The sequence below is a fragment of the Pseudoduganella sp. jia 12 genome, assembly GCF_055502675.1.
The window spans coordinates 148,506-173,512 of the sequence record NZ_JBUXKP010000010.1 but is presented as its reverse complement, the minus strand read 5'-3'; the positions used below and the strand labels follow the sequence as shown (position 1 = coordinate 173,512).

Here is a 25,007-nt window from a genome sequence, read left to right as displayed (position 1 = left end):
CAAACCATGAGAGAGACGAATATGGCAACGACTACGCATGACGGAAGCAACATCCCGGCGGATTATCCGGCAAGTCCCACCAGCAGCGGCGCACGCAACATTAATGCTCGCGATGGCGAAATACATCCCGGCGAGATCGCCGTGGGCGTGGTGATTGGCCGGGCATCCGAATATTTCGACTTTTTCATCTATGCGATCGCCTCGGTGCTCGTGTTCCCTTCGCTGTTCTTTCCGTTCGACGACCGGCTGACGGCGACCCTGTATTCATTCGTCATATTCTCCTTTGCCTTCATCGCGCGCCCGTTCGGCACGATCTTCTTCATGTGGGTCCAGCGGCGCTTCTCGCGCGAAGGCAAGCTGACCGGCGCGCTCTTCCTGCTCGGCATTTCCACCGTCGGCATCGCTTTCGTGCCCTCGTTCGCCAATGCCGGCCCCACGGCCATCGTGATCCTGTCGCTGTTGCGCATCGGCCAGGGCCTCGCCCAGGGCGGTTCCTGGGATGGCCTGCCATCGCTGCTCGCGCTGAACGCGCCGCAGAACAAGCGGGGCTGGTATGCCATGCTGGGCCAGCTGGGCGCGCCGGTCGGCTTCATGATCGCCGCCGGCATCTTCGCCTACCTGGTCGCCAACCTGTCGGCGCTGGACTTCCTCGACTGGGGCTGGCGCTACGCGTTCTTCGTGGCCTTCGCCATCAACGTGGTCGCCCTGTTCGCCCGCCTGCGCCTCGTGTCCACGCCCGAATACACCAAGCTGCTCGATGAGCGCGAACTGGAACCGGTCAGCCTGTCGGAGCTGTCGCACACCCAGGGCCGCAACGTGATCATCGGCGCGCTGGCCGCGCTGGCCAGCTATGCGCTGTTCCACCTGGTGACCGTGTTCCCGCTGTCATGGGTGCAGCTGTATTCGACCCGACCGGTAGGCGATTTCCTGTGGCTGCAGTTCTGGGCTGCCGGCGTGGCCCTGCTGGGCACCCTGGCATCCGGCGTGATCGCCGACCGCTTCGGCCGCCGCACCACGCTGGGCACGCTGGCCGCGCTGATCGCCGTGTTCTCCGGCTTCGTGCCCACGCTGATGCAGGGTGGCGAGCAAGGCCAGAACATCTTCATCTTCGCCGGCTTCGCCCTGCTGGGCCTGTCGTACGGCCAGGCCGCCGGCGCCGTCACGTCGAACTTCGCACCGCGCCACCGCTATACCGGCGCCGCGCTGACGTCCGACCTGGCATGGCTGGTCGGCGCCGCTTTCGCACCGCTGGTCGCGCTGGGTCTGTCCGCGCATTATGGCCTGGGCTACGTGAGCCTGTACCTGCTGTCCGGCGCAGTGGCCTCGCTGGCCGCGCTGTCGGTGAACCGGGCGCTGGAGATCCGCGACTGAGCGCCGCATGGTGTAGTTAGTGTGTCGAAACGGCGGGCTCGATTGCCCGCCGTTTTCATTGACAGCATCAGTACGGTGTCGGCGGATGCCCCTTTCCGCCTGCTTCCGGATTGCCTGTCGCCGTGCGCCGGCCCAGGCGATATTCCATTACTGTGGAGATGGGTTTCGTTTCCATCATCACAGGAGCATGAGCCAGCGTGAACGACAAATACGACTTGCCCTCCAGTACAGAACTGTTGTCCGTTACCGAAGTCGAACGGCACACAGGCATCCGGCAAGCAACGTTGCGCATGTGGGAAAGGCGATACGGTTTTCCCCAACCCTTGCGCGACCGGCACGGCGACCGCGCCTATCCCGTCAGCCAGGTCGAGCGCCTGCAGGCGGCACGCCGGCTGATAGACCAGGGCATCAGGCCGGGCAAGATCTTTTCCGAAGATGCATTCCCCGACGAAGCCAGCCTTGCCCGCACGGGCACCGGTGCCACTACTATCCGGCCGGAGTTCCTCCTTGTACTGGACTTGCTGCGCGGCTACCACCTTGCCGAACTGCACAGTCAGTTCCAGTACCGGCTGCTCGACGTCGGCCTGCGCCGTTTCGTCATCGACTTCCTTGCGCCGCTGTCGAAAGAGGTGGGATTGGCGTGGAGCCGGGGCGACTTGCCGGTGCGCTGCGAACATCTCTTTTCACAACTGGCCGCCTCGACCCTGCACGAGAAGCAGGCAACCGTGCGCGCCGCCGGCGACGGGCGCCCGAAAGTGGTGCTGGCAACGCTCAGTGGCGAAGCGCACACACTTGGCATCTTGATGGCCGAAGCGGTGATGACTACCCTGGGCATGAATTGCATCCCGCTGGGCAATGACACGCCTCCGAAGGAAGTGGCGGCTGCCGCGCGCGAGGCCGGTGCGGATATCGTGGCGTTGTCGTTCAGCACTTATTTCCCTGGCAAGACCCTTGCGCGAATGCTGAAAGCGCTGCGCGCCGACGTCCCGGCCACGGCGGAGATATGGATCGGCGGCGAAGGCGTGGTAGCTCCCCTGTCGCTGGATGCGGGCATCGATGTGCTTGGGACACTTGAAAACATCGAACCCGCACTGCTGTGCTGGCGCTCGTGCCATAGCGCCCAATAAAGGGCGCGCTTGCCCTGCGGGAGAGCATGCGCCCCAGCTTTATGTTGCAGCGGCGACACAAAGTGAAATTCTGTTTGAAAAACCCGAAACACTTTGTGTGGTACAGCCATCGTGATTGGACCAGATTGATCGGTGTGAACGCGTGCTTGTATTACACAAATGCCGGGCCCCGCACATCGTTGGCATTGTGTCCAGCTTATAGCGCTTGAAATCGGGCAATATCCGCTGCTATCGTTATTTCCCGAGCGCAGATCCGCACCGGAAAGCCCCCGGCAGGATGTGCCGATTCAATGGCAATGCTGCCCGACCCAACAACACCCTCTTGGTAATCCCTATGTTTAATCGAATGACGGTCGGTACCCGCCTGATCGCTGGCTTCCTGACCCTCGCACTGCTTGGTGCAATCGTCGCCATGATCGGCATCGTGAATATGGCTCGGATGAATGACAGCGCCAATACCCTCTACAAGAATGAACTGCTCGGTCTTTCGTATGTCAAGGAAGCCAACATCAACCTTATCTATATGGGACGCGCGCTGCGAACTGTGCTGCTGGCATCCTCGGAGAAGGACCGTCAGACCGGCGTATCCGGCCTGGAGGCCGCACGTACCCGGTTGAACGCCAACCTCGACAAGGCGCGCCCGCTGTTCTACCTTGAGCAGGGCAAGCGCATGTTCGCGGAGGTCGACAGCGGCATGCGTGCCTACGACGCGGGGATCACGGAAGCGCTCCGGCGCGCACTGGCCGAACCGCTGCAGGCGAACCGCGCCGCGGTCGACTATGTCTTCGTCGACGTGGCCCCGCTGGCGAACGCCGTGGACGACCGCATGACGGCGCTCACCCGCATGAAGGAACGCAACGCCGAGACCGCAGCGAGCGGTGCCGAGTCGATGTACCAGTCGAGCCGCACGATGATGGTGCTGCTGGTGCTGGGCAGCGCCGCCGCCGGCCTTGCCATTGGTCTGCTCCTCACGCGCAGCCTGACCCGCCAGCTTGGTGGAGAGCCGGCCTACGCCGGCGCCATCGCCGGCCGTATCGCGGCAGGCGACCTGACAGTCGATATCGACCTGCGTGCGGGTGACTACAACAGCATGCTGTTCGCCATGAAGACCATGCGCAACAGCCTGGCCGCCATCGTTGCCCAGGTCCGTTCGGGCACCGAAACGATCGCCGCGGCGTCGAGCCAGATTGCCACGGGCAACCTCGACCTGTCGGCGCGTACCGAAGAACAGGCGAGCGCATTGGAAGAGACGGCGTCGTCGATGGAAGAACTGACATCGACCGTCAAGCAGAACGCCGACAATGCGCGCCAGGCCAACCACCTGGCATCGACAGCCTCGGAAGTTGCCGAACGAGGCGGCACGGTGGTCGCCGAGGTGGTCGATACGATGGCGTCGATCAACGATTCGTCGAACAAGATCGTCGACATCATCGGCGTCATCGACAGTATCGCCTTCCAGACCAATATCCTGGCTCTGAACGCCGCTGTCGAAGCTGCACGCGCCGGCGAGCAGGGTCGCGGCTTTGCCGTGGTGGCGTCCGAAGTGCGAACGCTTGCCCAGCGCTCCGCGGCGGCCGCGAAGGAAATCAAGCTGTTGATCGGTGATTCCGTTGCCAAGGTCGAGGCCGGTGCCAGGCTGGTCGACCATGCCGGTGTCACGATGAGCGAGATCGTTGCCAGCGTGCGCCGCGTCACCGACATCATGGGCGAGATCACGTCGGCCAGTCAGGAACAGACCGCGGGCATTGAACAGATCAATATGGCCGTCATCCAGATGGACCAGGTCACGCAACAGAATGCGGCACTGGTTGAAGAGGCGGCCGCCGCCGCCGCATCGATGCAGGATCAGGCGGCAACGCTCGCTGGAGTGGTGGCGATTTTCAAGCTTGACACCGCTGCGCCGGCCGCAGCGCCGGTGCCCCACGCGCGGCGCCTGGCGGCGGCCTGATCGTCAGGCAGTCACACGGCCGGCCCAGGTGTAGCCCCCCGGGTCCGCGTGCAGCAATCGCCCGGCAGCCTCGCCCGTGACGGGCCGGCTGCAGAGAAATCCCTGGATTTCATCGCAACCTTGCTGGGTCAGGTAACCGAGCTGGTCGGCTGTCTCGACACCCTCGGCGATGATGCGGCATCCGAGGCTGTGTCCCAGCGTGATCATCGAGCGCACGATCGCCGAACCCGGCGCATCGTTCAGCATGTCGCGCACGAAGCTGCGGTCGATCTTCAGGTAATCCAGCGGGAAGCGGCGCAGGTAGGACAGGCTCGAATAGCCGGTGCCGAAATCGTCGATGGAAAGGCGCACGCCGCTCTCCTTCAGGTTGCGCATCGCCGCGATGACGGCTTCGATGTTCTGCATCATCAAGGACTCCGTCAGTTCCAGCTCCAGGTATTCGGCGGCCAGCCCGCTTTTCTCCAGTGCGCCGCGCACCTCCTGCACGAAGCCGGCCTGCCTGAACTGACGGGCCGAAACGTTGACGGCGACCGGCACCCGCGACAGCCCGGCATCCTGCCACACCTTTGCCTGCCGGCAGGCTTCGTACAGCACCCATTCGCCGATCTCCACGATGCGCCCCGTTTCCTCGGCCACGCCGATGAAACGGTCCGGCTGCACGAGGCCCAGCTCCGGCTGGCGCCAGCGCAGCAGCGCCTCCAGGCCGGCCACGCGCCCGCTGGCGCAATCGATGCGCGGCTGGAAATACAGCACGAATTCCTGCCGCGTCAGCGCATTGCGCAGGTGGCCCTCGATCAGCGTGCGCTCGGTGACACGGGCGTTCATCTCGGTGGTATAGAACTGCAGCTGGTTGCGCCCGCCGTCCTTGGCGCGGTACAGCGCGATGTCGGCATGCTTGAACAGCGATGGGGCGGTGTCCCCGTCGCGGGGATACACCGACACGCCCATGCTGCAGGTGAGCGCCAGGTCGTGGGCACCCAGCCGCATCGGCGCGCTGACGGCGTCGAGTACCGCCTGCACGGTGCGCGGCGACAGCGTGCCGTCGGTTTGCCCCGGCTGGTCGGGCAGCAGCAGGATGAATTCGTCGCCGCCCAGCCGCGCCACGGTATCGGAATCGCGCAGCGCACTGCGCAGGCGGCCCGCCACCGTCTGCAACAGGCTGTCGCCGACCGCGTGGCCCAGCGTATCGTTGATCAGCTTGAAGTTGTCCAGGTCCAGCACCACCACCCACAGCTGGTGTCCGTAGCGCGCCGCGTAGGCGATCGCCTGCTCGAGGCGGTCATGGAACAGGTTCCGGTTCGGCAGGCCCGTCAGTGCGTCGTGCGTGGACTGGTGCTCCAGCTCGTGCTGGTAGCGCTTCGACGCGGTGATGTCGTTGATGACGCCGACCCAGTGCGTGGTCGCGCCGTGGCTGTCCAGCACCGGCGCCACATGCAGCTGGTTCCAGAACAGCGTGCCGTCCTTGCGGTAGTTGCGCAGTTCCACCGTCACTTCCCGCTCGGCCCGCAATGCCTCGCGCAGTGCCAGCATGCCTTCCTGTTCGCGGTCGGTGCCTTGCAGGAAGCGGCAATCCTGGCCGAGCACCTCGGCCAGCTCGTAGCCCGAGATGCGCGCGAACGCCGGGTTGGCATATTCGATCACGTCGTCGCTGCCGGAGCGGCGCGTGATCAGGATCGCGTTGACGCTGGCATCGAGCGCCCGGCTTTGCAGGCGCAGCTTCTCGCCCGCTTCGCGGCTGGCCGTGATGTCCTCGATCGTGCCGAGCAGGCCCGCGATCTCGCCATGCTGGCCATGCAGCGGCAGCTTGTTGACGAGGTGCCAGCGCTGACGCCCGTCGGGCGCCACGAGCGTCTGCTCGCGGCCGCGCACCGGCCGGCCCGTGTCGATCACCACGCGGTCTTCCGCTTCCAGCGCGGCGTTGACGTTCTGCGCCGCGATGCCGTGCCGGTGAGTGAAGTCATGGTCGCGCTTGCCGACAACGCTGGCCGGGTCGTCCAGCCCCGAGCCGCGCGCGAACAGGCGGTTGCAGCCCACGTAGCGCAGCTCGAGATCCTTCCAGAATACCTGCAGGGGCATGGTGTCGATCAGGCGCCGGTACAGCTGTTCGGACTTGTACAGCGCCCGTTCGGTGGCCACCTGCTGCGTCACGTCCAGCGCGAACACGAGGCGCGCGCGGCGCCCTTCGTAGATCAGCGCATGCGACGAGATGCGCACGAGGATCGGCATGCCGTCGCGCTTGAGGTGCGTCCAGATGCCCGAGGACTGGGGCAGCGCATGCGGCGTGGCCGCCATGTCCGCGGTCAGCCGCGCCTGTTCCGAAGGCGGCCGGATCTCACGGATGGTCATGCGCAGGAACTCGCTCTCGTCGTAGCCGTAATGGCGGCAGGCCGCGGCGTTGACGCGCAGGAAGCGCAGCGTTACCAGGTCGTAGATCCACATCGGTTGCGGATGGTCCTGGAACAGGTCGTCGAAGCGGGTCAGCGGGCGCCTGCTGCGCCATCCCCGCCCCTGCACGGGGAGCGTGCTGCGCTTTGAGGCACGGTGCAGGAATCTCATCGTCGCTCCTGTGCAATGCTTGTCTTAATTGAACTATAACCTGACCAGTATGCTTTGTGCGCAGTCCGCCGACATTCGCCTGGGCGCTATTCCTACGCTAGCTGCGGGGAAGCTCGCCTAAGATGAACCGTTGCCAGAACTTCAAGGAGAAGAAGATGTTTTCACTGAACAAGCTCAGCCCGACGATTACCGACATGATCCGCTTCGACCACTCGCACACGCTGGTGACCTTCCACCAGTACACGACGACGCAGAAGCCGAAAGTGAAGAAGGCGCTGGCAGAGACGATCTGCACCGCCCTGGAAATCCACGCCACGCTGGAGGAGGAAATCTTCTACCCGGTGATGCGCCAGCTCGAAGGCACGGACCCGACGATGCTGAAGGCGGAACCCGAGCACAACGAGATGCGCCGCCTGATCGCGCAACTGCGCGCCACGAAGGCCACCGAGGCGAAGCACGATGAACTGGTGCACGAACTGATGCGCGATGTGATGCACCACGTGGCCGACGAGGAAACGGTGCTGCTGCCGGACGCCGAACGCAAGCTGAGCCGCGACCGCCTCAGCGAACTGGGTGCGGAAATGACCCGCCGCCGCATGCAGCTGGTCGCGCCCCAGGCCGGCAAGCTGGCCAAGGACCACGCCATCGGCTTCTCGGGCAGCACCGCCGCCGTGGTACTGGGCGTGGCCGGCGCCGCGTTCGCCGCGCTGAAGCTTCTGCCACGCAAGCCGGCACAGGCCTGACCTGTCATCGACGGCGCGTCAGCCCCCGCCGTCTCCACTCCTGTGTTCGTTCACCTGCGCCCCGGCATCGCCCGCCGGGCGCAGGTTGTCGCATCCAGGTTTTCGATGAAACGGGTGTCAACAAGCCGGAGAACGGCGCGGGCGCGCCGCCCGGCGATGCGGCCGGGTGTGCGGATTGCCATGTGAAACTGTTGTACAGGAACAGCACAATAGCCGATCCGCCGCCCGTTCCGGCCGCTGAGGCGTCAATAAGGGCGTCAATACCGGCGTCGATACGGGTGTCGATGCGCAGAATCGGTCAGCGCTTGACGACGACCGCCTCCAGGTACGCGGCAGGCGCCACGAGCGAGGCGCCACCGGACATGTCGGCATCGCGCGCCAGTGCCTCCAGGTCGCGCTGCAGGCCCGCCTGCCCGCTGGCATCGAGCGCGGCGAACGCCTTCAGGACGGGGCCGTAGAAGTCGCGGAACACCTGCATCATGTGCGCGGGCGAGCGGTAGCGGAAGTTGAAATCGCGCCGCGTGCAGCGTATTTCAGCGTCTCCGAAGATTTCCCGCAGGTGCCCTTCCGTGCCCCATAGGGGCGGGCCGGCGACCCCGGCCGGCGGCGGCACATAGCTGCCCACCACCTTGAACATCTTGCCGATGAAGCCGTCGGGCGTCCAGCTGGCCACGCCGATCCGGCCGCCCGGGCGCGTCACGCGCAACATCTCGGCCGCGGTGCGGCGGTGGTCGGGCGCGAACATGGCGCCGAACGTCGACAGCACGCAGTCGAACGCGCCGTCGGCGAACGGCAGCGCTTCCACGTCGGCCACCTGGAATGCCACGTCGAGGCCCTCGGCCCGGGCGCGGTCGCGCCCCTTGTCGAGCAATGCCGGCACATAGTCGGTCGATGTGACGCGGGCAAAGCGGCGCGCCGCGGCCAGCGTGGCGTTGCCATTGCCGGCGGCCACGTCGAGCACGCGTTCGTCGGCCCGCACGTCGGCCGCTTCGGCCAGCAGTTCGCCGACGATCTGCAGCGTGGTGCCCACGATCGCGAAATCGCCGCTGGCCCAGGTGGCCTGCTGGCGCGCCTTGATCGCGGTGAAGTCGGGGGGCGCGTTGGCGGTGGACAGTTCAGCCAGGTCGGTCATCGTATTCTCCTTCAGCTTGTTTGCTTGCGTGGTTTGGTTTGCACTGCGCGGCGGAAGGCTGTTCCCTCGCCGCACGGCCTTGCCATTATTGCCACCCTGCCCGGCTTGACGCTTGTCCGGCCGTCGTTCATGCTTGACCAAACGTCCGCAATTGCGCGATCCACTGCGGGACCACTGCGGGACCACTGCGGGACCACTGCGGAAAAGGGCGAGATACCGCCGCGGGAGACGCCATGCCGGTCGACACGCTGTCCGAAGTGCTGCGCACCGTGCGCCTGCGCGGCGCCGTGTTCTACGCCGTGACGGTCGGCCCCGAATGGGCCATCGCGGCGCCCGCCTCCGCCGAGGTGGCGGCCATGGTCGTGCCCGGTGCCGGGCGCGTCATCGAATACCACGTGCTGATCGAAGGCACGGCCTGGGCTTCGCTGCCCGGCCAGCCGCCGGTGCGCATGTCGCCCGGCGACATCGTCATGTTCCCGCAGGGCGATGCGCATGTGATGGCCAGCGCACCCGGCGTGCCGCCGCTGCCGTTCTCGATGGACTGGATGCTCGCCACGCACGCGCTGCCCAAGCCGCTGCCGCTGGCGATCGACGGCAACGCACTGGCCTGGGGCGAGGCGGCCCGCCGGCCGGACGGGCGCAGCGACATCGTCTGCGGATTCCTCGGCTGCGACCATGGCCCGTTCAACCCGCTGCTCGAAGCGCTGCCGCGGCTGCTGCACGTGCCGGCCGACGGCGACGGCGCGTGGCTGCGCCAGGCGATGCTGCAGGCCGCCTGCGGCATCGCGGACCATGGCGGCGGCGCCGGAAGCCTGGACGGCAGCCCGGGCGGCGGCGCGCTGGCCGAACGCCTCAGCGAAACGATGTTCATCGACGCCGTGCGCCGCCATGCCGCCCGCCTGCCCGACTACGCCACGGGCTGGCTGGCCGGCCTGCGCGACCGCCAGGTGGGCCGGGCACTGGCGCTGATCCACGCGGATCCCCGGCATCCGTGGAACGTGGCCGAGCTGGCCGGGGCGGCAGCGCTGTCGCGCTCGGCGTTCTGCGAACGGTTTACCCGGCTGCTGGGTGTGTCGCCGGCACGCTATCTGGCGCGCTGGCGCATGGAGGTGGCCGCCACGCTGCTGCGCCAGGGCCCGGCCAGCGTGGCCGCGATCGCGTTCGAGGTCGGCTATGAGTCCGAGGCGGCGTTCACGCGGGCTTTCGCGCGGCTGGTCGGCATGCCGCCGTCGCGCTGGCGTGCCGCGCCGCTGCATTGAGGCGCCTGGCGCCTTCCGCAGATCTTTCCCGATGCTATAGAATCGTGCTCTTTGAACACGACCGGCGGGAACCATGGCAGCAGACATCGATAATGCGGGCGGCTTGAAGCGCGGGCTGAAAAGCCGGCACATCCAGCTGATCGCACTGGGCGGCGCGATCGGTACGGGGCTGTTCCTCGGTATCGCGCAAACCATCCGCATGGCCGGCCCGTCGGTGCTGCTCGGCTATGCGATCGCCGGGGTCGTGGCGTTCCTGATCATGCGCCAGCTGGGCGAAATGGTCGTCGACGAGCCCGTTGCCGGCTCGTTCAGCTTCTTTGCCGACAAGTACTGCGGCCCGCTGGCCGGCTTCCTGTCGGGCTGGAACTACTGGGTGCTGTACGTGCTGGTCAGCATGGCCGAGCTGTCGGCCGTCGGCATCTACGTGCAGTACTGGTGGCCGGAAATCCCCACCTGGGTGTCGGCGCTGGCCTTCTTCGTCGTCATCAACGCGATCAGCCTCACGAATGTGAAGGCGTTCGGCGAAATGGAATTCTGGTTCGCCATCATCAAGGTGCTGGCCATCGTCGGCATGATCGGCTTCGGCCTGTGGCTGCTGGCTTCCGGCGGCGCCGGGCCGGAAGCCACGGTCGCCAACCTGTGGCAGCACGGCGGCTTCTTCCCCAACGGCGTGACCGGGCTCGTGATGGCGATCGCCGTGATCATGTTCTCGTTCGGCGGGCTGGAACTGGTCGGCATCACGGCCGCCGAGGCGGACGATCCGTCGCGCACGATCCCGAAGGCCACCAACCAGGCCATCTACCGCATCCTGATCTTCTACATCGGCGCGCTCGGCGTGCTGCTGTCGCTGTACCCGTGGCAAAAGGTGGTGGAAGGCGGCTCGCCGTTCGTGCTGATCTTCCAGGCGCTCGATGCCCAGGCGGTGGCGCATGCGCTGAACCTCGTCGTGCTGACGGCCGCCCTGTCCGTCTACAACAGCTGCGTGTACTGCAACAGCCGCATGCTGTATGGCCTGGCGCTGCAGGGCAACGCGCCCCGCTCCCTGCTGAAGGTGAATGCGCGCGGCGTGCCGCTGGCGGCGCTGGGCGTGTCCGCCGTGGCCACCGCCGTGTGCGTCAGTGTCAATTACTTCATGCCGGGCAAGGCGTTCGAGCTGCTGATGGGCCTGGTCGTCTCGGCGCTGATCATCAACTGGGGCATGATCAGCTGGATCCACCTGCGCTTCCGTGCCGCCAAGCGCGCGGCCAGGCAGGTTACGGGCTTCCCGAGCCCGTTTGCGCCGCTGGCGAACTGGCTATGCCTGGCGTTCCTGGGGGGCGTGCTGGTCGTGATGTACCTGACGCCGGGGTTGCGCGTGTCCGTCTACATGATTCCCGTGTGGCTGCTGGCGCTGTGCGTGGGGTATTGGATCAAGCAGCGGGACGTGGTGCGGGCTGGCGCGTAAGCCTGTGTGGATAGCCCCCGGAGACGAACGGCCGGGGTCGGACCCCGGACTCTGTCCCGGGTCCGGGCGACACTGCAACTCAGCCTGCTTCTGCCGCGGCCACCAGCTCGCTGGCCAGCACGCTCCGGTTGCGCCCTGCCCGCTTGGCGCGGTACAGCGCCATGTCGGCGGCATGCAGCATCGCCTGCGCCGTATCGCCATCGGCCGGGATGCGCGCGCACAGCCCGATGCTGGCGGTCACGTGCGGCGCCGCCGACGCGGCCGGGTGCGGGATGCCCAGCGCGGCGATCCGGTGGCACAGCCAGTCGCCGTAGCGGGCCAGCGCTTCCGGCGTCGTGTTCGGCAGCAGCACCACGAATTCCTCGCCGCCATAGCGGGCGGCCAGTTCGCCGGGCCGTCGCGCGCCATCGTTCAGCGCCTCGGCCACTTCCTCAAGGCAGGCGTCGCCGCGCTGGTGACCGTAGCGGTCGTTGAACAGCTTGAAGTCGTCGACGTCGACAAGGACGAGTCCCAGCGGCAGATGGTGGCGCCGGTGGCGGGCGAACTCTGCGGCCAGCTGCTGGTCGAAATAGCGGCGGTTATACAAGCCCGTCAAGCCATCCTGGTTGGCCAGCTCGTCCAGCGCCGCCACCGCCGCCTGCAGCCGCAGGTGCGTGCGCACCCGGGCCTGCACCACGGCTGGGTTCAGCGGCTTCGGAATGAAGTCGACGGCGCCGGCATCCAGGCAGGCGATTTCCGCTTGCGACGACGATTGCGCCGTCACGAAGATCACGGCGCTGCTGCGCAGGTCCGGATCGCTCTTGATGCGTTCGTTGACGGCGAAGCCATCCATCCCCTGCATTTCCACGTCCAGCAGGATCAGTTGCGGGCGCTGCAACCGCGCCAGCTCCAGGCCGGCCGCGCCGCTGGTGGCGAACAGCACGCGGCCCTGTTCGCGCACCATGGCCGACAGCAGCCGGATCGTGTCCGGATTGTCGTCGATGATCAGGATCGTGTTCCGCGGCACGGCTGCGGTCATGGGCTTTCCTTCACGGTATCGGGCAGCGCGGCCAGTACGGCGTCGAAATCGAGCGCGGCCATCGCGGCCGCCACGGTTGCCTGCCGGTCCGCGTCCAGCCGGGCCGCCAGGTCGCCGCGCAGCGTTTCATACACGGTGGCGGCATCGAGGTCGCGCTCGCGCAACAGGCCGATCCAGCGGCGCACGTCGTCCGGTTGCGCCGCCGGCACCTCGGGCTGCCGCTGGCCGGCCAGCCAGTCGCGCGCCGCAGCTGTCGTGGCATCCAGTTCGCGACCGGCGGTGTCGAACAGCCGCACGGCATCGTCGTGCCGGCCGTCGCGCAGCGCGCCTTCCAGCTCGACGGTCACGCCGGCGAAGGTGCGCGCACCGAGGCTGCCGACCGAACCACGCAGCGCATGCAGCATGCGCGCGGCGCCGGGGCTGTCGCCATCGTGCCAGGCGCCGCGCGCGCGCGCCAGCTCGGCCGGCGCCTCGTGCGCCATCCGCGCCACCAGCGTGACGAGCGACTGCAGCTGGGCCGGATTGCGGGCCGACAGCGCGGCCAGCCGGTCGACGTCGAAGCAGTGCGGCGCGGGCGCCACGGCCTGTTCGGCGGGCCCCTCCTGCCGCCCGGGTTGCTTCAGGTGCTGCTGGATTTGTACCATCATCTGCTCCACATCGATCGGCTTTGGAATGAAATCGTTCATGCCGGCGGCCAGGCATTGCTCCCGTTCGGCGGCGGTCACGCCGGCGCTCATCGCCAGGATCGGCAATTGCAGCCCCAGCCGCGTGCGCAGGATGCGCGTCGCCGTGTAGCCATCCATCACCGGCATTTGCACATCCATCAATACAACGTCGAAATCGCCGCGCTGCGCCGCCATCAGGTCGACCGCCTGCTGGCCGTCGCCCGCCGTCGTCACGAGCGCGCCGGCCGGTTCCAGTATACCTTTCGCGACCAGTTGGTTGAGCGCATTGTCCTCGACTAGCAGGATGCGCACGCCAGCCAGCTCGGCGCCACGCTCGGGCACTGCCGGCGCCACGGCCGGCAATGCCTGCGGCGCGGCAGGCACCACACTGGCCAGCGCGGTGCGCAGGCCCTGCGCGGTCACGGGCCGTACCAGCGGCACGGTGTCCTGAACAGGACTGGCCGGGGCCACGCCGCCGGCCAGTTGCAGGAAGGCGATCGGACGGCCCGGCCAGCGCGCGGCCAGGCCCTGGCGCAATTGCGCGACCACGCCCGCGTCGCCGTCGACCAGCACGGCATCGACGGGTGCGTCGGCCGCCGCCACGGCCTGCACGGCCGTATCGGCCCAACCCGCGGTCCAGCCGAGCGTCTCGACGGCGCGCGCCAGGCTGGCGCGGCTGGCGCGCCCCGGCTCCACGATCAAGAGCCGCAGCGGTGCCTGCGCCGCCGTTGCCGCCTGCGCGGCCGGCGGCGCGCAGGTCAGCGGCAGCATGACCGCGAATTCGCTGCCCTCGCCCGGCCTGCTTGCCACCGTGATGTGGCCGCCCATCAGTTCGGTCAGCTGGCGCGCGATCGTCAGGCCAAGGCCGGTGCCGCCGAAGCGGCGCGAAATCCCGCCATCGGCCTGTTCGAACGGCGTAAACAGGCGGGCCTGCTGCTCGGGATCGATGCCGATGCCCGTATCGCGCACGGCCAGGCGCAACGTGGCCGTGTTGCCGTGCTGCGCGACGCGCGCGACGGAAAACACCACCTGGCCCTGCGCGGTGAACTTCAGCGCGTTGCCGACCAGGTTCAGTACCACCTGCTGCAGCCGCATCGCGTCGCCGATGAAGGCCGACGGCACGTCCGGCTCCACGTCGACCACCAGTTCCAGCGCCTTGCCGCTGGCCCGCATCGCCGTTGCCGCCGCCTCGACGATTTCACTTAGTTCGAACGGCAGCGCGGCGATATCGACACGGCCCGCCTCGATCTTCGAGAAGTCCAGCACGTCGTTGATGATGCCCACCAGCGTCTTGCCGCACGACTGGATCATGTTCACGTACTCGCGCTGCTGCGGCGCCAGCCCGGAACTGTCGAGCAGGTGCGCGAGGCCCAGCACGGCATTCATGGGCGTGCGGATCTCATGGCTGACATTGGCCACGAATTCGCTCTTGGCCCGGCTGGCGGCCTGCGCCAGCCGTTCGTTGCGCGCTTGCGCGAGTTCGGCCATCTTGCGGTCCGTGATGTCCATGGCCATCACATGGAAACCCTGCACGGCGCCATCGGCACCGAAGCTGGGGATGTAGTCGGCCATGAAGTACCTCGGCCAGCCGGGCACGTTGAATTCCGCTTCGAAGTGCACGGCCTGGCCGGACAGCACGGCGTCGAGATGGCCGCGCAGGCTTTCGTACATCGTGCGACCGATCAACTCGCCGAGGCGCCGCCCGAGCATTCCGGCCGGTTCGACCCCCAGCAGTGTTTCAAAGCGGCGGTTGGCGAAGCGGTAGACCTCGTCGCGGTCGAGGTAGGCGATCAGCGCCGGGCTGTTGTCGGCGATGGTGCGCAGGAATTGTTCGCTGTCGGCCAGTTCGCGCTCGATGCGCCTGCGCTCCGAGATATCGTTCAGGAACGCGCCGAACGACCGGGCACCGTCCACGTCGATCAGGCCGATCGTCATTTCGACGGGGAATTCGCTGCCGTCGCGGCGCAGCGCCATGACTTCGATGCTGCGGCCGATGACCCGGCTGGCGCCGCCGTCCATGAAGCGCGCCAGGCCCGCACGGTGCGCTTCGCGCAGCGCCGGCGGGACGACCACCTCGTGCAGCGCCAGGCCGGCGACCTCGGCACGCGACCAGCCGAACAGCTGCTCGGCGCGCGGGTTCCAGTCGGTGATGCGGCCGGCGCTGTCCATGCCGATGAAGGCGTCGTGGGCCGTATCGAGGATCGCGCGGATGCGCGCCTCGTTGTGGCGCACCGTATCGAGCGACTGCGCCACGTCGCGCGTGCGCTGCGCCACGCGTTCTTCCAGTTCGGCGTTCACCTGCGTCAGCTGGCGCTCCTTTTCCTTCAGCCGCGACAGGCTGGCATTGACGGCCCCCGTCAACGCGGCCAGTTCCTCGAAGCTGCCCGCCGGCACCTCGATCGAATGGCTGGCACCTTCCTCGATCGCCGCGGCCAGCGCGGCCGCCTTCTGCAGCGGGCGCGTGATGCGGCGCGCGACGCGCCAGGCCACCAGCGAGAACGCCAGTGCCACGGCCAGTCCCACCAGCGCCACGCGGATCTGCAGCATGCGCACTTCGCCATAGGCGGCGCGGGTATCCTGGCGTGTCAGCACGACCCAGCCCAGGCCGGGATACGCACCCTGCCCGCGGGTGACGGCAGCGCCCACCAGGTAGTCGCGCCCGTCGGCCCAGCGTTCCTCCCCATACTGGCGCCCGCCTCCACGCACCGCGTCGAAGACGGCCGAATCGATGACCGTGCCCGTCACCGAAGCGGGGCCGGCCAGCACCTTGCCGTCGCGGCCCACGATCAGGGTTTCGCCCTCGCCGTCACCGGCCGCGTCGATCTGCAGCCGCATGCGCTCGGCCCAGCCCCAGTTCAGGTGCGCGCCAAGCACGCCCTGGGCTCGGCCATCCCTGTCCATCACCGGAAACGCCACGTCGACGAAGCGCGGCGGCCCGCCTTCTTCGCGCGGCAGCAGCTTCGCCAGCAATGTCGCGTCATGCACGTCATGCACGTAATGGCCAGCCAGCGCGCCGGAAAACCAGGGGCGCGCGCCCACGTCGGCACCTTCGAGCAGGCCGCCGGTCGCGACGCCCACCTTGCCATCCAGGCCGGCCAGGCCGATCCACGCATACAGCGGGTAGCTGCGCTGCAGGCTCTCCACGATGCCGCGCCATTGCGCCATCGGCATGCCAGGCACCGTGAATTCGCGCCGCGCCGCCAGCAGGCGTACCTCCCGATAGCGCTCGTACATCGTGCCATCGAGCTGTTGCGCAGCGTAGCGCGCGCGCTCGGCCAGGTTCGACCCGATCGACCGTTTCAGTTCGTCGGTGGCGAGATGGCCGAGCAGCAGCACGAGCACGGTGGTCGACAGCAGGACCGACAGCGCCAGCCACAGGGCCAGCCAGCTGCCGAGACGGCGGCACGGAAACAGCCGCGCGAACAGGCTGCAATGCGTGGAGGAATGCGTGGGGGGGCGGGCGCTCCCCGGATGACGAAACATCGAAAGATTCCTGATTATCTGTAAAGGCTCAGGAACCGGGGGCGCGGGTTCGCGAAACGAGGCCAGCCGACGCAATGGCAGGTGGCGGCGGCGGACGGCAGGTGCCAGTGTACCCGAGAGCCGGGCCGAATGCGCCGTCCGCACGTTGGATGTTGCCGTAGTGCATCACCCAGCCGCCGATCGTCAGGCGGCACGCAGGCTCATGTCGGGCACGTCGTTCTGCGAAAACGCCACGCGGAACTTGGCGCGGCGGTCGCCCATCAGGATGCGCAGGTTGCCGATGGAGATGTCGGACACCTCATGCATGCGGATCAGCAGCGAGGCGCCGATCGCCAGGCGGTAGTGGCGGATCTTGCTGATCACGGGCGGCGCCACGTCCAGGATGCGGGCCAGCGCCGCATCGTTCTTCAGGTCCAGGCGGTCGACCAGATGGTCGAGCAGGCGGTTCGGGTCGTACGTGAGCAGTACGTCTTCGTTGGCGTCGTTGGCGCGCGCGGTGGTAACAAGGGTCGTCATGAAGTTCTCCAGAGGTTTGCAGTTCACAGCCCGGATCGGGCCTGGTCGGCCGGTACGAATGCGAGGGCGGGTGCGTCGAAATCGTGACCGGTGGTCGTGAGATGCGCCAGGAGTGGCGTCCCCGCGGAGGTGCGGAAGGGAACTCGGTCCGCGCGGCAGGAGGTTCAGGGCGGCGGATGGTTACCATATTGCACGAAAAATTCTTTATATGCAATCGTCACCATCTGGAGACCACGACTGTAGTTTTTTCGCAATGTCACCGTGGCAAGCGCCATCGCCGGCTACAAGGGTCTACGATGAAAGCTGACCAACAGGAGATTTCCAATGGAGCCTGAAAGGAGCAACGGCCCGCAGCCCCCGGTCGTTGCATTGTCCGCCACGGGCGCGTTGCGCGAGCTGCTCGATCACCTCCCCGCCGGCGTGGTGATCCACCGGGCGGACGGCGTCGTCGCGACCGCCAACCGCACGGCGGAACGGTTGCTCGGCCGCACCGCGGGAGGCATCGCTGGCCTGCCCGCCGCCGTCGCGGAATGGGGCCTGCTCGCCCCGGACGGCGAGCCCCTGGCCGAGCAGGACTACCCCGTGTGGAGCGTGCTGCGCCTGGGCACCGAGGTATCCGGCGCCATCATCGGCATCGCCCGGCCCGACGAAGCGCGGCCCAGGTGGATGCTGTGCAATGCCTATCCGGTGCTCGATGCGGCCGGCAAGGTACAGGAGGTCGTCGTCTCCTTCACCGACTGCACGGCGCTCAAGCTGGCCGAGGAGCACCTGCGCAAGTCCGAGGAACGCCTGCGTCTCATGCTGCTTGGCTCGACCGACGCCACGTGGGATCTCGACCTGGTCACCGGCATCGTCTATTACTCGGACAGGTGGTGGGAGATGGTGGGCCTGCCGCCGGACGCCACCATGGACATGGACAACGACACGTGGCGCCACCTGATGCATCCCGACGACATGCCGGTGATCGACCGGTTCATGACATCGCTGCTGACGGGCCGCGAACGCACCTACTCGGTGGAATTTCGCCTTCGGCACGTGGATGGCCACTATGTTCCGGTCCTCGCGCGCGGCTTCGTGCTGCGCGACGGCGAGGGGCGCGCGCTGCGCCTGTCCGGCACCAACACCGACCTCACGGAGCGCAAGGAAAGCGAGCGGCGCATCTACGAGCTCGCGTATTTCGACCAGCTGACCGGGCTGCCCAACCGGCGCCACCTGATCGAGCAGCTGCAGCGCATCGCCAGCCATACGTCGCGCACGCCCGCCGTCGGGGCGCTGTTGTTCATCGACCTCGATCACTTCAAGGGAGTCAACGACACGCTGGGCCATGCCGCCGGCGACCTGCTGCTGCGCCAGGTGGCCGAACGGCTGCGCCACGCCGTGCGCGAAACGGATCACCTGGCCCGGCTGGGCGGCGACGAATTCGTCATTGCGCTCGAAGGCCTGGGCAGAACGGCGACCGAAGCGGCCATGGAAGCCGGCAAGGTGGCGCGCAAGATCCTCGGCGTGCTGGCACGGCCGCACCCGCTGGGCCAGTCCGGCGCAAGGCGGGCCTGCACCATCACGCCGTCGATCGGGGTCGCGCTGTTCGGCCATGAGCATGGCAGCGTCGACGCGGCATTGCGCCAGGCCGATATCGCCATGTACCACGCCAAGACCGCCGGCCGCGACACGATGCGTTTCTTCGACCCCGTGATGCAGTCGGCGATCGACCGGCGCAGCGCGATGGAAGCCGACTTGCGCGAAGGGCTGCAAAGGCACAGCTTCCCGCTGCATTGCCAGCCGCAGTTCGGCGCCGATGGCCGCGTCGTCGGCGGCGAAGTCCTGCTGCGCTGGCAGCATCCGCAGCGCGGCCTCGTCGGGCCCGCAGAATTCATCGGCCTGGCCGAGAGCACGGGGCTGATCGTGGGCATCGGCATGCAGGCGCTGCACGACGCCTGCGTGTGTCTCGAACGCTGGTCGCATATCGAAGGCCTCGCCGACCTGGTGCTGGCGGTCAATGTCAGTGCCTGCCAGTTGCAGCAGCCGGACTTTCCCGACCGCGTGCTGGCCGTGCTGGCGGAAACCGGCGCGCCAACGTCGCGGCTGTCCCTGGAACTGACCGAAAGCGCCTTCGCGCGCGACGTGGACGATGTGATCGCCATGATGACCCGCCTGCGCGGCCATGGCGTGCTGTTCTCGCTGGACGATTTCGGCACCGGCTACTCGTCGCTCAGCTACCTGAAGCAGTTTCCGCTGTCCGCCCTGAAGGTGGACCGCTCGTTCGTCAGCGATGTCGAACATGCAACGAACGCGGGCGCGATCGCCAAACTGATCGTCTCGCTCGGCAAGACCCTCGGGCTGAAAGTGATCGCCGAAGGGGTCGAGAACGAGCGCCAGTTCGCGTTCCTGCGCGAGCACGATTGCGACGCCTACCAGGGCTTTCTGTTTTCGCCGGCGGTGCCTATCGGCGAATTCGAGCGCCTTTACCAGCATGCGTAAGCGGAACCACACGGCGCCACGTGGATACCTTGAAAATTGCATCATAGAAAACAATTCTCTCGAAAAATCACAAGATCACACTTACTCACATTGATTTGAGGCAATACTCGTGTATGATTGCATCATCTCGCGGCGACCCTGATACGGTCTGCCGAGCAGCGAGAAGATGCTGAAGTCGACCGTCGCCCAAATCGCGCGACGGCCGTGCCGGCAGTGACACCTTGAATACGTGTGACGGACATGAAGAAAATTGCCATTTTGATGCTGGCGTGCGCGCCGCTGTTCTGCTCTGCCGCCGGCAAGAGCGCCAGCGCGACGATGCAGGTCAGTTTCACCGTGACCCAAGCCTGCACCGTGCAGAGCACGGGCATGGCCGCGCAGGTGACCTGCGCACATGAAACGCCCTACCAGGTCCAGGCGCGATCGGCCGCGACAGATGCCAGCGCGCAACAGGCTACCATGCAGCCGGCCAAGGTTGCCGCCGCCACCGAACCCACCGTCGTTTATTTTTAACGCGCCCGCGAATCCGCGCGCCCCTTTAAAACCAGATCGTCGCCGTCACGGTATCGCGATAGGTACCCGGCGATGGCGTACGCTGTACCGGCACCCTGCCATACATCCGCACGGCCTGGACCGCGCCGGTCCCGGTGCCGGTCACCATTGATGTCCCCGCGCTGCCGTCGCCCCATGACGGCCCGTCGAGCGTGCCGGATATTTCGTACCCGATCTTTTCGCCCGTGACCCCATTGCGCATCTGCCGCACGGCCGGATTGCCGGACACCGCGCCGCCGTTCAGCGCGATCGCATAGGGATTGTTCGCTGTGCACTGCACGCTCAGCGTGCCCACCGCGCGCACGGCCGACGCCAGCACACGGTTGCTGGCGCCGAACGCGAGCGTGTCGGCACTGATGTAGCAGTTGTTGGTGACCGTTGCGCGCGCCTTGAACGAGAACGACGTACTGGCCCCCGTGCGGCAATCGCCGGCCGGCGCCAGCAGGCCGAAGAACGAATACTGCAGCGTGCCGTGACCGGCAAAATCGGCGACGTAGACCGTATCGGCGCCGCCGGTCGACGACACGCCGGCCAGCGCCGATGCCGGTATCCTGCCGTAGACCATAAACGTCTGCGCCAGCGAGCCGAGGGCCAGCAGGCCGCCCATCTGTCCCGTGATGGGCTGCGTTCCCGCCACCGCCGTCGAACCCCAAACCGAAGACGCGGCATAGCTGCTGTCCCGGTACAGGTTGAACTGCATGCGCGCCGCGCCGTTCGCCATCGCCCGTGCCGCGACGGACGTGCCGGCACTGCCGGGCCCCGCATTGACGCAGAAGTTCACGTTCGGCAGCAGCAGCACGCCCAGGTTGGCGAGCAATGTCCACGTGCAGGTGACGGTCAGCGTGCCGTTGGCAAAGTAATCGCCGCCCGCCACGGGGCTGACCTGGCCGAACACCACGTCCGACATGGCCGCGGTACAGCTGTCGGCCCGCGCGTCGGCGCTGGCCAGCAACAGCGCAGCCGCCATGCCCGCACTGTGCAGCAGCCGCGCCCTCATGGCGGCGCTCCCGGGCGGCACACGAGCGGCCCGATCACCGGCAGCTCGCCGCTGGCCGCCGCCCAGGCGAAGCGCACTTCGCAGCGGTCCGCGCCGGCCCCGACCAGCAGGCGGTTTTCCGCGTGCAGGCCGTCGACGAAGGCCATGCCGTCGTAGCCCACCACCGTGGCGTTGCCGGACACCGGATCCGACACGGCCGTGCCGACCGGCAGCGGCTTGCCTGCCGCATCATGCAGGATGATCGTCGCGGCCGCGTACCGCTCGACGGGAAACCGCACCAGCACGCCGGCCAGGCGCTGCGGCACCGCCGTCATGCTGGTACTGGGCACCCGGGCGTCGACGGGCAGCGCCGTGGTGTCGATCGACAGCCGGTTGCCGGTATAGGGAATCAGGTTCGGCACCAGCAGGTAGCCGCGGCCGTCGGTGCTGCCGAGCGGCCGGTTCTCGTGCACCACCGGCACGCCCGCCACACCGGTCGATACCAGCGCGAAGCCGGCGCCCACCTGCCGCGCCGGCAGCATGACGCCATCCATCAGCACGAGCGAGCCGCCCGCATCCATGGCCAGATCGTTGCGGTCGCCGTTGCGCTGCACGATTACCGTCGCCTGCCCCGCGCTGCCGAGGTATTGCAGCTGCGCCTGCGCGTAACGCGACGTTTCGATGCCGCCCTGCTGCAGCGCCCAGCCGAAGCCGCCGCCATAGTCGGCCGGGCGCACCAGCGCGATGTTGTGGCTGCGCTGGCCCTGCTGGCGGCCCGTGGTGGCGCTGGCGGACGTGCGCTCCCCGAACGACATGCTGACCGAGAACGACAGGCCGCGCATGTCCGGCCGGTCCATGTCGCGCCACGCACCCAGACTGGCATAGACGCCGCCCGGCAACGGAGCCGACCAGTTCAGCGCCGCGATGCGTGCCGGCGCCTGGCCGGCCACGCGATAGCCGACATAGCTGATGCCGGCACTCTGCCCCAGCGGCAGCGCCAGGTTCACGCTGGCCCGGTCGTTGCGGCGCGGCGGCGGCGAACCCTCGCCGCTGGCCAGGTCCGCGTACCGCGCGCCAGCGCGCTGTGACTGCAGGTCAACACTGAATCGCGCCGAAATGTACTGGTAGCCCACGCTGCCCTGCAGGCCACGCTCGCGCCCGGCGCTGGCGGATAGGGAAGCGGACACCACGCCGGCACGCCCGAGCCGCAGCATGCCCCCACCGCCCAGGTTAACGAGGCCCCGGCCCGCTTCGCCGTGCGCTTCGATAGTGATGTCGTCGGTGTATCCGTGGCGTGCGGAAGCGCTGGCGGCAGGTTGTGACGCATAGCTGAACGAGCGGGTGCCGTAGTCCCGGCGCAGGAAGCCCGCCTCGACGGAAAAGTCGGTCAGCCCTGGGGCCATCATCCGCGTGTCGATGTACAGCGGCAGCGTGGTCGCGACCGAGCGGCCCAGCGCATCGCGCGTGACGATGCTGGCCTGCCCGGCGCCATTGAGCCCGCCGATCTGGTCGATCACATATGGCCCGCTGGGAACCTCGGTTGCCATCTGCTGCATGCCGTTCACATACAGGCTGACGGCGGTCGGCACAACCGCGGTGCCCCGCACGGAGGCCACCGGATACGTCAACAGGTCGGGCCGCAGCGAAAAGTTCTTGCGCCACTGGAAGCCGCCCAGGCGCATCGACCGGCTCCATGGCAGCGCATTGCTGACGATGTCGCCCGCCTGCAACGTCTCGAGGGTGACGGGGTCGGAGCGTGTCCACCACGTGTCGAAGCGGGTATAGACGCGCCCTTCGCCGCGTAGCGTGGTGGTGCCGCTGGTGGAAAACACGCCCCTCGCATCGAACCAGCGCAATTCGTGCAAGCCGGCGACACGCCCGCCGCTGCCGGCCTGCGCATAGACTTGGTAGTTGAGCAAGGCACCGCGGGACGTGCCGGCCGACGCGGCCAGGTCCTGCCCTGGTCGCGCCGCCAGCGCGGTGGGCGCGCGGAGCGCATCAGCAACCGTCAGCGCCAATGACTGCGCCGCAACATCGTAGCGGTGCGCCAGGCCGGGCACGGCCGCGAGGTCGAACTCCTCGCGGTCGCCCAGCCCGAACAAGGCGGGGTCGAGTTGCAGGTCGCGCAAATTCTGCACGCTGCTGCGCAAGCCCCGCGGTCCCTGCGTGAAACGCAACACCATGCCCGTCTCCTCGCCGTTCACACTGACTTCCAGGTACAGCTCGGCCGTCGGCGCCGCCTGGCCCCACGCGCCGCCGGCCGGCATCATCGCTGTTGCGACGATCAGTCCTGGCAGCGCGCGCATGTCTCCCGCGGCATCAGCGGCCTGCCGTATCGGCCGTTTCCGGCCGCGCGTTGACAACGGAACGCACCGTCACTTTTCCGTCCAGCTGCGCATCCCGCGGCACGGCAAGCTTCCATGCACGTTGCTGGCCGGGGAGCACATAGCCCAGCAAACCCTTGCTCACATCGTATTCCTTGCCCGCCGCGTTGCGCAGTGTCGTGGCGCCCAGTTGTGCATGCATCGCACCGGTGTTTGTCACACGCAGCATCCAGTCGTCACCCTGCCGCACGACCTGCCAGCCCAGCACCGGCATGGCATCGCCCGCAGGCGGCACGAACACGGGTACCGAATAGCGCAGGCGGATGTCCACGCCGGATTGCGTGTCGTCGCCGCGCGGCAGTTCGTCGATGAGCAGCCGGAAGCTGCGTTCGACGGGCGCCGGCATGCCCGCTTTCAGGATCAACCGGATCGTCTGCGCCGCACGCGGCGCGATCTCGATGATCGGCGGGCTGGCGATCAGTTCGGTGGTCTCGGCCAGCACGTCCTCGCCATCGCGCTGCGTCCACGCATAGGCGCGCACCTGGCCATATACCGGTGTTTCGCCCTGGTTCTGCAGCGTGATCCCGGAAGCGCCCTGTCCCGCACGGAACGTGATCGACACGGGCGAGATCTGCAGGTTGGCCGCTTCAGAGCCCGCGCACCCGAGGACCAGGAGGCAGGCGGCGAAGGCGGGGCGCGGTATCGGCATCAGAAGTAAACGGTCGCGGTGATCGTCGATTTGTAGGTGTCGGGGGCTGGCGACGCCTGGGCAGGAATTTCACCGTAAACGGTCAGCGTTTGCTGGTTGCCGTTGCCGGTGCCGCCAAGGGTATCGGTACCCTGGGTGTTGCCCCAAGCCGCGCCGCCGGCTGCCTGGTACAGGTTGAACTTGACGGTGCCCGTGTTGGCACCCGTACCGCTCATGAAGCGGGTCGTGCCGGACGACCCGGTGCCCGTGCCCTCGTTCAGGCCGAGGTTGAACGGCGTGGTGTTCGTGCAGGTCACCTTGATGTCCGACGTGGCGGTAACCGCGGTCGCCAGCACGCCCCGGCCGGCGCCGAAATTGAGCGCGTTCGCGGCGATCGTGCAGTCGGCCACGAGGCCCATCGTCACGTCGAACGCGGCCGCCTTGCTGCCATTGTTATAGACAGCCGCCGCCGCGTTGAGGGTGGTCAGGGACACGACAACAGCGAGGACGGCCGATGCGGCACGGTGCAGATTCAAACTCATCAAGATCATTTCTCCAGGAAGAACATAAATGGCGAGGCAATTTATTGCCCTACCTCAACACATGATTCGATTATGGACGACCTGGGTGACTGTCCGGTTTTGCGCGCGGCGAAAACACGTTTGCCAGCGACGAAGTGTGCGAAAAAAGCCGCACTGGCAGGCATAATCGAACCCACCGGACAGCA

The 25,007-nt window shown here is 67.4% G+C and carries 17 protein-coding genes; 8 read left to right on the top strand and 9 right to left on the bottom strand.

All coding sequences use genetic code 11. From position 1 onward, the window contains the following. The first annotated feature begins 21 nt into the window (after window positions 1-21). The 3 genes from ACY65G_RS21840 to ACY65G_RS21830 all read left to right on the top strand — a co-directional run bounded on the left by ACY65G_RS21840 (window position 22) and on the right by ACY65G_RS21830 (window position 4,446). Complete coding sequence (locus ACY65G_RS21840; RefSeq protein WP_464999398.1) at window positions 22-1,371, top strand: MFS transporter; 1,350 nt, start codon at window positions 22-24, stop codon at window positions 1,369-1,371. A 197-nt stretch (window positions 1,372-1,568) separates the two neighbouring features. Beyond that, complete coding sequence (locus ACY65G_RS21835; protein ID WP_464999397.1) at window positions 1,569-2,498, top strand: MerR family transcriptional regulator; 930 nt, start codon at window positions 1,569-1,571, stop codon at window positions 2,496-2,498. A 205-nt stretch (window positions 2,499-2,703) separates the two neighbouring features. Next, complete coding sequence (locus ACY65G_RS21830; protein WP_464999396.1) at window positions 2,704-4,446, top strand: methyl-accepting chemotaxis protein; 1,743 nt, start codon at window positions 2,704-2,706, stop codon at window positions 4,444-4,446. A gap of 3 nt (window positions 4,447-4,449) precedes the next feature. Here the strand turns inward: ACY65G_RS21830 and ACY65G_RS21825 are convergent, their stop codons facing one another. Next, window positions 4,450-7,002 (bottom strand): sensor domain-containing protein, encoded by a 2,553-nt coding sequence (locus ACY65G_RS21825; RefSeq protein WP_464999395.1) that lies wholly within the window; start codon window positions 7,000-7,002, stop codon window positions 4,450-4,452. Window positions 7,003-7,157: 155 nt separating this feature from the next. Between ACY65G_RS21825 and ACY65G_RS21820 the strand changes: the two genes are divergently transcribed. Further along, the gene (locus tag ACY65G_RS21820; protein WP_464999394.1) at window positions 7,158-7,745 is read left to right on the top strand and encodes a hemerythrin domain-containing protein; all 588 of its coding nucleotides are present in this window, start codon (window positions 7,158-7,160) and stop codon (window positions 7,743-7,745) included. A gap of 298 nt (window positions 7,746-8,043) precedes the next feature. Here the strand turns inward: ACY65G_RS21820 and ACY65G_RS21815 are convergent, their stop codons facing one another. Continuing rightward, complete coding sequence (locus tag ACY65G_RS21815; RefSeq protein WP_464999393.1) at window positions 8,044-8,877, bottom strand: class I SAM-dependent methyltransferase; 834 nt, start codon at window positions 8,875-8,877, stop codon at window positions 8,044-8,046. Window positions 8,878-9,110: 233 nt separating this feature from the next. Between ACY65G_RS21815 and ACY65G_RS21810 the strand changes: the two genes are divergently transcribed. Beyond that, entirely contained in the window at window positions 9,111-10,136 is a 1,026-nt protein-coding gene (locus ACY65G_RS21810; RefSeq protein ID WP_464999392.1) for an AraC family transcriptional regulator, read from the top strand. A gap of 73 nt (window positions 10,137-10,209) precedes the next feature. Next, window positions 10,210-11,580: an amino acid permease gene (locus ACY65G_RS21805; protein WP_464999391.1), complete on the top strand. Its 1,371-nt coding sequence runs from the start codon at window positions 10,210-10,212 to the stop codon at window positions 11,578-11,580. Between the two features lie 79 nt (window positions 11,581-11,659). On the opposite strand, the gene ACY65G_RS21800 is transcribed toward ACY65G_RS21805, so the two are convergent. The 3 genes from ACY65G_RS21800 to ACY65G_RS21790 form a co-directional block, all read right to left on the bottom strand. Then, on the bottom strand, window positions 11,660-12,598 hold the full coding sequence (locus ACY65G_RS21800; RefSeq protein WP_464999390.1) for a diguanylate cyclase domain-containing protein: 939 nt from the start codon (window positions 12,596-12,598) through the stop codon (window positions 11,660-11,662). Continuing rightward, the gene (locus ACY65G_RS21795; protein ID WP_464999389.1) at window positions 12,595-16,746 is read right to left on the bottom strand and encodes a PAS domain S-box protein; all 4,152 of its coding nucleotides are present in this window, start codon (window positions 16,744-16,746) and stop codon (window positions 12,595-12,597) included. Before ACY65G_RS21795 ends, ACY65G_RS21800 begins: the two co-directional genes overlap by 4 nt. A 183-nt stretch (window positions 16,747-16,929) precedes the next feature. After that, window positions 16,930-17,262, bottom strand: coding sequence for a hypothetical protein (locus ACY65G_RS21790; RefSeq protein WP_464999388.1), 333 nt, complete (start codon window positions 17,260-17,262; stop codon window positions 16,930-16,932). Between the two features lie 324 nt (window positions 17,263-17,586). Between ACY65G_RS21790 and ACY65G_RS21785 the strand changes: the two genes are divergently transcribed. Continuing rightward, a complete protein-coding gene (locus ACY65G_RS21785) occupies window positions 17,587-19,740 on the top strand; it encodes a putative bifunctional diguanylate cyclase/phosphodiesterase (protein WP_464999387.1) in 2,154 nt (717 codons plus the stop codon). Window positions 19,741-19,980: 240 nt separating this feature from the next. Then, the gene (locus ACY65G_RS21780) at window positions 19,981-20,253 is read left to right on the top strand and encodes a hypothetical protein (protein WP_464999386.1); all 273 of its coding nucleotides are present in this window, start codon (window positions 19,981-19,983) and stop codon (window positions 20,251-20,253) included. A 25-nt stretch (window positions 20,254-20,278) separates the two neighbouring features. On the opposite strand, the gene ACY65G_RS21775 is transcribed toward ACY65G_RS21780, so the two are convergent. From ACY65G_RS21775 to ACY65G_RS21760, 4 genes are read right to left on the bottom strand one after another with little or no spacing between them, the layout of a single operon-like run. Next, window positions 20,279-21,289: a Csu type fimbrial protein gene (locus ACY65G_RS21775; RefSeq protein WP_464999385.1), complete on the bottom strand. Its 1,011-nt coding sequence runs from the start codon at window positions 21,287-21,289 to the stop codon at window positions 20,279-20,281. Beyond that, complete coding sequence (locus tag ACY65G_RS21770; RefSeq protein ID WP_464999384.1) at window positions 21,286-23,574, bottom strand: fimbria/pilus outer membrane usher protein; 2,289 nt, start codon at window positions 23,572-23,574, stop codon at window positions 21,286-21,288. The genes ACY65G_RS21775 and ACY65G_RS21770 overlap by 4 nt, the downstream gene beginning before the upstream one ends. Window positions 23,575-23,587: 13 nt before the next feature. After that, window positions 23,588-24,301, bottom strand: a complete 714-nt coding sequence (locus tag ACY65G_RS21765) for a fimbrial biogenesis chaperone (protein ID WP_464999383.1) — start codon at window positions 24,299-24,301, stop codon at window positions 23,588-23,590. Further along, the gene (locus ACY65G_RS21760; protein WP_464999382.1) at window positions 24,301-24,822 is read right to left on the bottom strand and encodes a Csu type fimbrial protein; all 522 of its coding nucleotides are present in this window, start codon (window positions 24,820-24,822) and stop codon (window positions 24,301-24,303) included. The genes ACY65G_RS21765 and ACY65G_RS21760 overlap by 1 nt, the downstream gene beginning before the upstream one ends. Window positions 24,823-25,007 lie beyond the last annotated feature (185 nt).

Bases quoted from the DNA above. Each gene is read 5' to 3' on its own strand.
- ACY65G_RS21825 (WP_464999395.1), bottom strand. From the start codon at position 7,002: ATGAGATTCCTGCACCGTGCCTCAAAGCGCAGCACGCTCCCCGTGCAG.
- ACY65G_RS21810 (WP_464999392.1), top strand. From the start codon at position 9,111: ATGCCGGTCGACACGCTGTCCGAAGTGCTGCGCACCGTGCGCCTGCGC.
- ACY65G_RS21780 (WP_464999386.1), top strand. From the start codon at position 19,981: ATGAAGAAAATTGCCATTTTGATGCTGGCGTGCGCGCCGCTGTTCTGC.
- ACY65G_RS21785 (WP_464999387.1), top strand. From the start codon at position 17,587: ATGGAGCCTGAAAGGAGCAACGGCCCGCAGCCCCCGGTCGTTGCATTG.
- ACY65G_RS21800 (WP_464999390.1), bottom strand. From the start codon at position 12,598: ATGACCGCAGCCGTGCCGCGGAACACGATCCTGATCATCGACGACAAT.
- ACY65G_RS21795 (WP_464999389.1), bottom strand. From the start codon at position 16,746: ATGTTTCGTCATCCGGGGAGCGCCCGCCCCCCCACGCATTCCTCCACG.
- ACY65G_RS21840 (WP_464999398.1), top strand. From the start codon at position 22: ATGGCAACGACTACGCATGACGGAAGCAACATCCCGGCGGATTATCCG.
- ACY65G_RS21790 (WP_464999388.1), bottom strand. From the start codon at position 17,262: ATGACGACCCTTGTTACCACCGCGCGCGCCAACGACGCCAACGAAGAC.
- ACY65G_RS21775 (WP_464999385.1), bottom strand. From the start codon at position 21,289: ATGAGGGCGCGGCTGCTGCACAGTGCGGGCATGGCGGCTGCGCTGTTG.
- ACY65G_RS21820 (WP_464999394.1), top strand. From the start codon at position 7,158: ATGTTTTCACTGAACAAGCTCAGCCCGACGATTACCGACATGATCCGC.
- ACY65G_RS21765 (WP_464999383.1), bottom strand. From the start codon at position 24,301: ATGCCGATACCGCGCCCCGCCTTCGCCGCCTGCCTCCTGGTCCTCGGG.
- ACY65G_RS21805 (WP_464999391.1), top strand. From the start codon at position 10,210: ATGGCAGCAGACATCGATAATGCGGGCGGCTTGAAGCGCGGGCTGAAA.
- ACY65G_RS21760 (WP_464999382.1), bottom strand. From the start codon at position 24,822: ATGAGTTTGAATCTGCACCGTGCCGCATCGGCCGTCCTCGCTGTTGTC.
- ACY65G_RS21815 (WP_464999393.1), bottom strand. From the start codon at position 8,877: ATGACCGACCTGGCTGAACTGTCCACCGCCAACGCGCCCCCCGACTTC.
- ACY65G_RS21770 (WP_464999384.1), bottom strand. From the start codon at position 23,574: ATGCGCGCGCTGCCAGGACTGATCGTCGCAACAGCGATGATGCCGGCC.